This is a genomic window from Nosocomiicoccus ampullae (assembly GCF_001696685.1).
Taxonomy (GTDB): Bacteria; Bacillota; Bacilli; order Staphylococcales; family Salinicoccaceae; genus Nosocomiicoccus; species Nosocomiicoccus ampullae_A.
The window spans coordinates 1-7,569 of sequence record NZ_MBFG01000027.1 but is presented as its reverse complement, the minus strand read 5'-3'; the positions used below and the strand labels follow the sequence as shown (position 1 = coordinate 7,569).

Here is a 7,569-nt window from a genome sequence, read left to right as displayed (position 1 = left end):
GTATAAAATAGTATGTGTGTCAATATTTAAATTAATTTTAGAAAGAGTGTAACACATGTGGTCAATTTTAGTTGATTTTGTTAAAGACTTTTATACTAAAAATAAAAAGTTAAAGGTTGAAGCGAATCAAATTCACACTAAACTAGTAACTTTTATGGAGAGGCAATCATGGAGAGTACAATTGTATGATAATATCTATAACTTATGGAGTGATAGACGTTCAGAATTAATTGATGCAGAAAAATGTTCATTAGATTCTATAGATTTGGCACTCAATAGTGAAGTGTCAAAAAAATCGTTGCTAAATAACGAAAATATTATCAGGATATATTTACAAATTCAACGTACTAATTTCAGAGAGGATGTCCAACAAGAAATGTTTGAAATATATGAATATGAGAATTGGGCCATGCATCTATCAAAAGAAGAATTAGATTTATGTAAGTGGATATATAAATATATGAAAGATCTTGAAGAAGTATTTGTATATTGTCATGAATTGTTTTTTGAGTGTTTTGAAGAGAAACCAAGATTAAATAAAAATATAATAGTTACTGAATTTCTTTCTTATTTGACAATAATAAAAGGGGCGCAAGAATATTCAATTCGATTGTTTTATCAAGAAGCAAACGAAGAAATATCTAAATTATTTAATAAAATTGATAAGAAGGCTGAGGCGTCACCTCAATTATTAGAAGTTTATAATGAAACTAGAGATAATCTGATGATCCATCTCAAAAGAGTTAAAGATAGAGAGTACAGTAAAAGAAAAAATTATAATTCATGATTTAAATAGTGAAACAACATCAATGGGGAAAGTGTGTTAAGTTTTAAATTATTTTTAGCACTTCTATATAATCCCAAAATATTAATGCGGTTAATTTTTATAAGAAACTAGGATTTAAAATTGTAGATGAATATGATGATGAATTTGATGGACATGTCTTGAAAACATTAGAAATGTCTCTATCAAATGTTTAATAATAAATATTTCATGAAATGCTTTTGATGATTCACTATAAAAATTTTAAAAATTATGAGGGTAAATATATGAAAATGAGAAATACGATATTTACACTGTTAGTCATTAGCTTTGTAATGATGCTGCTGGCGACTCTTATCCCAGAAAAACTTGGTGCATTTTTATTTTTATTTTACATCGTGCCAGGGATTTTATTTTTTGTAAGTGCTGGGATGATTGGGTATAAGAAAGATTAGCTTTATAAAAAATAGTATTTGAGGGTGCTTTTTATCTTTTTAAGCTAGATAAAGAGAATCGTCTGCGGATAAAAAATTAGCCGACGCTATGAGGAGTATCGTCGATGAGTTTTTAATACACCGACAATAAAGAAAGTATCGACGGCGAAAAATAGAATAGCGAATTTTTACCGATGATTGGTGTGAATCAAAGGAATCGTCAACGAAATTAGATACTCGTACCTCTATAAAGGTACTATCGTCAATGAGATTTTGTGGTGTTTATGATAATTAGAGTATCGTTTACGAAATCATCGAAATTTCGATTTTCGTTGACGATATGCTTCAAACTGTCTATGATAGAAAAACTCGTTAACGATATTTCGTTCTCTGTCAACGAGTTTAGTTTTTCGTATACGATAACTTAAATTGTCTACGAAAACAAATTTTCATTAACGATTTCATACGAAAAGGCACACTTCTAAAAGTGTGCCTTTTTCTATTTTGCTTCATCTTCTGCCGCTTCATATATTTGATCTTTTATTTCATCGCTTGGTTCTAAGTTAAAGTTTAATACGATATTTAAAATGATTGCCGATAAACTACCCATTACAATTCCGCTTTCTGTGATAACAGAAATACTTGACGGGAGACTACTAAAGACGTCTGGTACTGCAGTGACTCCAAGCCCGAGTGCGAGTGAGATCGCGACGACCATTAAGTTATTTTGGTTTTCAAAGTTTACTGTGCTAAGCATTTTGATTCCGTATGCACTGACCATTCCGAACATCGCAATCATTGCGCCACCTAAGACGGATTCTGGTATTGCGAGTGTTGCTGCTCCAATTTTTGGCATCAGCCCTAAAATCATTAGCATAACTCCAGCGATGTAAATAATTTTCAATTTACGTACACCAGACAGTTGAATGAGTCCGACGTTTTGACTGAATGTCGTATAAGGCAGTGAGTTAAATAGTCCTCCGAGCATAATCGCAAAACCTTCTGCACGGTATCCACGTTTTAAATCTGCTTCACGAATTTCTTTATCAGTAATATCTCCGAGCGCGAAATAGACTCCTGTAGATTCTACTAAACTCACCATCGCAACTAATATAAGCGTCAGTATCGGTACTAAGTGGAATTCTGGTGTTCCGAAGTAAAAGGCGACCGGTAAGTGTAACCATGATGCCTCTTTTACTGGAGATAAATCGACTTGTCCGAAAAAGGCTGCAATAATCGTCCCGACGATGATTCCAATTAATATCGCGATGGATGCGAAAAATCCGCGTGCAAATTTTAAAACGACGAGTATAATAAGTAACGTTATAAATCCGAGCGAGACATTTTCAATCGATGCGAAATCTTCTGCACCTTGGCCTCCAGCGAGGTTATTTAAAGCAACTGGAATGAGTGTTAAACCGATAATTGTGACGACCGTTCCTGTTACAACTGGAGGGAAGAATTTTATCAGTTTACTAAAGTATCTTGCGACGATAACGACGAATAACCCTGCGGATAAAATTGCCCCGTACACACTTTGGATACTATATGTATTTGCAATGTTGATGATCGGTCCGACGGCGGTAAATGCACATCCTAGTACGACTGGGAGTCCAATTCCCATAAATTTGTTTTTCCATACTTGTAAAATAGTAGCGACACCGCACATCATAATATCAATTGAGATTAAATACGTCAGTTGTGCAGTCGTTAGGCCAATCGAGGAACCAACGATTAACGGCACGATCACGGCACCTGCGTACATCGCAAGTACGTGTTGCAGTCCGAGTGAAGCATCTTTAAGATGCTGTCTTTGCTCCATTAATTGTCACCTACGAATTTGACTTGTTTATCGTACATCGACTCGATGCGTGCAAGTGATTCTACGCGGTATCCTTTATCGCGTAAAATTTTACCGCCACTTTGGAATGCCTTTTCTATGACGATTCCAACACCGACAATTTCTGCACCGGATTGCTCAACGACATCAATTAGAGCACCTGCCGCTTCACCGTTTGCTAAGAAGTCATCGATGATGAGTACTTTATCATCTTTACTTAAAAACTTTTTCGCAACTGCGATCGTGTTCGTCTCTTGTTTTGTATATGAAAACACTTGTGACGTATATAAGTCATCGCTTAACGTTAACGATTGTCTTTTACGTCCGAAAACGACAGGGATATCTAAAAGTAAACCGACCATCACAGATGGTGCGATCCCTGAAGATTCGAGTGTTAATACTTTGTTGAACTCGACGTCTTCAAATCGGTTAATAAACTCTTGTCCAACTTCTTTCATTAATAGAGGATCGATTTGGTGATTTAAAAATGAATCAACTTTCAGTACATTTTCGTTTAATGCTTCACCGTCATTTAATATGCGCTGTTTTAAAAGGTCCATAGTAATCTCCATTCAATTTATTAGTGTATAAATAATATCAAACTCTTCCCTTTATAACAATATCGTTAACGCTTCTTCGGATGAAAAACTTTCGCGTCTAAGCGTCCGGCGTTCTCAATTTCTAAAGCGAGTTGTAGTAATTTATCTTCTTCACCTTTACGTGCGATAAACATGCTTCCGACAGGTAAGCCTTCGTCTGTATTATATAGCGGAAGACTAATTGCGGGTTGACCGGTTAAGTTGAGCGTCCATGTGTACGGGCTATAAGCGCTGCTCGTTTTAAAGACGTCTTCAAAAATATGGGATACTTCATCGTCTGATAAACTTTCTATATTTTCGAGTTTTTTAAATGCTTCGTCTGACGGCTTGAATTCGTCGATGTCTTTTGTCGGACCATTCATTGTTGGTGTTAAGTAAAAGTCATAGCCGTTATCGTCTAAAAATCGGTGATACTGTTCACTTAACGTATCCCAGTAGCTAAGTGACTGTGTGTACATCCATCCAGGTACTTTTAAGCCTGCATAGTACATACCGTATGAGATAAGTTCGACATCGTCTTTTGTAATCTCACGGCCTAAACTTTGCTCCATAGATTTAAACATCGAAGCAGTTTCTACCATGTTCATAGTGAAGTATGAATGAATTGCCTTTTGTCCGTCTATTGAAACAGTATCTTCGACAACTTCGTGACCGAGTGATTCAAGCACTTCGACTGTATATTTTAAGCTTTTAACAGCTTCATCGTTTACTTCTGAACCAATGGGAGATTCCGCACTATACGCAATTTTTAAACGCTTTTTAGGTGGCGTTAGTTCACGTAAATTAAGTGGTGGAGCGATATACGGCGCTGCAGGTGGCTGGACGTCCATCATCTTTAGAAGTTCGTACGTTTCTCTCACTGATTTTGTTAAAAAGAAATCAATGGACGCACCTTGCCATTGTCTATAACTTCCCGGACCGCTTGTGACGCGTCCTCTTGTCGGTTTTAGTCCGATTAAACCGTTAAAGCTTGCTGGAATACGAATCGAACCTCCACCGTCACTCCCTGAAGCAGCAGGCACGAGTCCAGCTTTTAACGCAGCTGCCGCGCCACCACTAGATCCACCTGAAGAGAGTGGTCGACCAAATGGTGCGTAAGAATTTCCGAAAAGGTCCGAATCAGTGACCATCTTAAACCCGAATTCTGGGACATTTGTTCGTCCGACGATGACAAACCCGTTGTCGATGAGCCTTGTGACAAAGTTGCTCGAAGTTTTTGCGATGTAGTCTTTAAATAAATAGGAACCATTTGTCGCAGGTACTCCAGCTTCTTCTTGCCCGAGGTCTTTAACGACAATTGGCACTCCGTAAAATGGAGGCAATGCTTTTATTTCTTCTAAAGATAAAGTACTCAACGCTTTGTCCATTTCTTGTGCGGTACGGAGTGCTTTATCTTTTTGTATATGAACGACAGCGTTCATGTCGTCGTAATGCTCGATATTATGTAACGCACGCTCGACGAGCTCTGTCACACTGACTTCTTTTTGTTTTACTTTTTCGCTATAGTATAATGAATCGTGATGAAATAATGTCATGAGAATTCTCCTTTACGTCTTTACAGCTAGTATATATAAGAAAATTAGTTTTAAAAAGGAAGGTGCCACGAAATGGACCGTTATGAGTATTTAGGGACTGTGAAGTATCATTTACAATCCCTCCCAACTAAACGACAAGATAAAATAATCGAATCGTTATTGAATCGATTTAGAGAAAGTGAGGACGATGACACACTGATAAAAGAATTAGGTGCGCCGGAATCACTTGCTGAAAAGTATTTATATAGTAAAAAAGATTTAACGATTGATGAAGATATTACGCACTTTAGTTTTGAGACGACGTTTGTCCCAGTTTATGTGTATGAATCAGACGATGAAGATTTGCATTTTAACGTAACGAAAGATATCGACTTGGAAAACGTTCAATATGAAATTAAAGACGGGGTTTTTCATCTGAATTTAAAGCTGTCTCATGCAAATAAAAACACGCGATTAGACATCTATTTACCAGATAAAGAAATCGAGCGACTTGAAATGACGCAGCATTACAGTTCAATTCATGCGGACAGTATAAAAGCGAAAGATATACAATTTAAAAATGACGTCGGGCAAGTATTAGTGAAGAGAGTAGAAGCGGATACGCTCACGTGTTATCTCCAAACGGGAGAGATGCGAATTGATGACGTCGATACGAACCATTTAAAATTTAACGTCAGTACTGGGAAGCTCGTTTTAAATAATGTCAATCCGGATCAACATATCGACGGGAAAGTTGCGACAGGTAACGCGATGGTTACGTTAAAAGAGATGTTTAAAAATAACGAGTTAACGTTAAAAGAGCAATTTGGATTACTCGATATTGAAGGTTACGACGATACGCTAGATGGAGAGGTCCTCGGAGACGGGGAGTATAAAGTGAAGCTCGTCGTCAGTTACGGTACGTTAATGATAGACACGAATTAAGTCAAATAGACTTAATTCGTGAATCTATTCCAAGGATAGCGGTTTGGCGGTTGGCTAGTTACAGTGATGATTTCATCTTTAGTTGGATGTTTAAATTTGATTTCAGAACTCCATAAAGCGATTTGTTCGCCGACTTTACTAAGCTTGTTATAGCGCTGATCGCCGAAAATCGGAGTGTTTTGATTTGAAAGTTGAACGCGTATTTGATGTGAACGACCAGTATGAAGTTTAACTTCGAGTAGGCTGAGTGCTTCATCTACACCGATAGTTTTATAATCAAGCACCGCGCGCTTTGCGTCCTTTGTATCTTTACTCGTAACATAAGACGTGTTCGTCTTACGGTTTTTAACTAAATAGTCTTCAAGCGTACCGCTATTATTTAGATGGCCTTCAATGACCGTTAAGTATTTGCGCTCGAACGTCTGTTTACGAATTTCATTTGAAAGGCGACTCGCACCTTTAGACGTTTTCGCAAACACAATCGCACCACCAACTGGACGGTCGAGACGATGGACGAGACCTAAAAAGACATTGCCCGGTTTATTGTATTTTTCTTTAATATATTCTTTTACGATCGTCAGCATGTCTTTATCATTCGAATCATCCGCCTGAACCGGTATATTATTCGGCTTCGTTACAGCAATGACATGGTTGTCTTCGTATAATATTTCTAAAGTCATAGTTTAACCTTCTTTGTAATAGTAATTCAATTCAACGGTATCACAATAATTAGTATAAGACGAATGAAATATAAAAAGTCCTTCACAAGTCATAATATTTTGAGACTATCTCTAAATAGTTATGTAGTGCGAAGGACTTTTAGTTTGATAAAAAACTTTCGTGAATTCAATCATAAACTCCTATTCTAAGTTAAAGGGTTTCCAAACAAGTAAATTAAAATAAATGCAACGAGAAAACCGAGTAAGAATATACCGAGGTACTTCGAGTTTTTCATTATAAATCAACTCCTCATAATTTACTTAAATTATTTGCATTAATTTGACAGTTACCTGATGAATCACAGACGCTCATATTACCTTCTTTTGTAACGATGATATAGTAGCCAGGTGGATAAGTGGTACCAACAAGAGCTTTTTCTACCCACTCTAATCCATTTGCAACCCAATATGATGCATTGTGTCCAGTAGTATATTCTATAACACCATCAACTAAATAACCTACTAACACACCACCGACAAAAATAGCTACAGCAGATGCAGAATTTTGCTCCACTTCACTGTTGGTATTATAATGCATTTCATCATAATTTTTTTCATAATTAGAGGAAGCGGATACAAAAGAATTGTTAAGTGTAAACGATGTAGTTAACATAATAACAATTGCAAATGATGAACAAATTTTTTAGTAAACATTATTATCACCTCCATTCAATATTACTTAAATACCCTTAAATTTTAATTTTAAACATAATATTTAATTTTGAATATTATTAAGAAATATAAAGGTATTATGA

8 protein-coding genes are annotated in these 7,569 nt (G+C 36.4%); 3 read left to right on the top strand and 5 right to left on the bottom strand.

The annotated features are described in order from the left end of the window. The first annotated feature begins 55 nt into the window (after positions 1–55). Positions 56–787 (top strand): hypothetical protein, encoded by a 732-nt coding sequence (locus BBS29_RS07975; RefSeq protein ID WP_068131167.1) that lies wholly within the window; start codon positions 56–58, stop codon positions 785–787. Between the two features lie 263 nt (positions 788–1,050). After that, entirely contained in the window at positions 1,051–1,218 is a 168-nt protein-coding gene (locus tag BBS29_RS08410; RefSeq protein ID WP_179853850.1) for a hypothetical protein, read from the top strand. Between the two features lie 478 nt (positions 1,219–1,696). Here BBS29_RS08410 and BBS29_RS07970 read toward each other — a convergent pair whose 3' ends face one another. From BBS29_RS07970 to BBS29_RS07960, 3 genes are all read right to left on the bottom strand, one after another. Next, positions 1,697–3,019: a nucleobase:cation symporter-2 family protein gene (locus tag BBS29_RS07970; protein ID WP_068131164.1), complete on the bottom strand. Its 1,323-nt coding sequence runs from the start codon at positions 3,017–3,019 to the stop codon at positions 1,697–1,699. Continuing rightward, positions 3,019–3,597: a xanthine phosphoribosyltransferase gene (locus tag BBS29_RS07965; RefSeq protein WP_068131161.1), complete on the bottom strand. Its 579-nt coding sequence runs from the start codon at positions 3,595–3,597 to the stop codon at positions 3,019–3,021. Before BBS29_RS07965 ends, BBS29_RS07970 begins: the two co-directional genes overlap by 1 nt. A gap of 65 nt (positions 3,598–3,662) precedes the next feature. Beyond that, positions 3,663–5,171: an amidase family protein gene (locus tag BBS29_RS07960; protein WP_068131157.1), complete on the bottom strand. Its 1,509-nt coding sequence runs from the start codon at positions 5,169–5,171 to the stop codon at positions 3,663–3,665. A gap of 72 nt (positions 5,172–5,243) precedes the next feature. Here BBS29_RS07960 and BBS29_RS07955 point away from each other — a divergent pair, with 72 nt between their 5' ends. Continuing rightward, on the top strand, positions 5,244–6,095 hold the full coding sequence (locus tag BBS29_RS07955; RefSeq protein WP_068131154.1) for a DUF4097 family beta strand repeat-containing protein: 852 nt from the start codon (positions 5,244–5,246) through the stop codon (positions 6,093–6,095). Between the two features lie 11 nt (positions 6,096–6,106). On the opposite strand, the gene BBS29_RS07950 is transcribed toward BBS29_RS07955, so the two are convergent. Both BBS29_RS07950 and BBS29_RS07945 read right to left on the bottom strand, forming a co-directional pair. Next, complete coding sequence (locus BBS29_RS07950; RefSeq protein ID WP_068131149.1) at positions 6,107–6,775, bottom strand: RluA family pseudouridine synthase; 669 nt, start codon at positions 6,773–6,775, stop codon at positions 6,107–6,109. 289 nt (positions 6,776–7,064) lie between these two features. Beyond that, entirely contained in the window at positions 7,065–7,427 is a 363-nt protein-coding gene (locus BBS29_RS07945) for a hypothetical protein (RefSeq protein ID WP_143861283.1), read from the bottom strand. Positions 7,428–7,569: the final 142 nt, after the last annotated feature.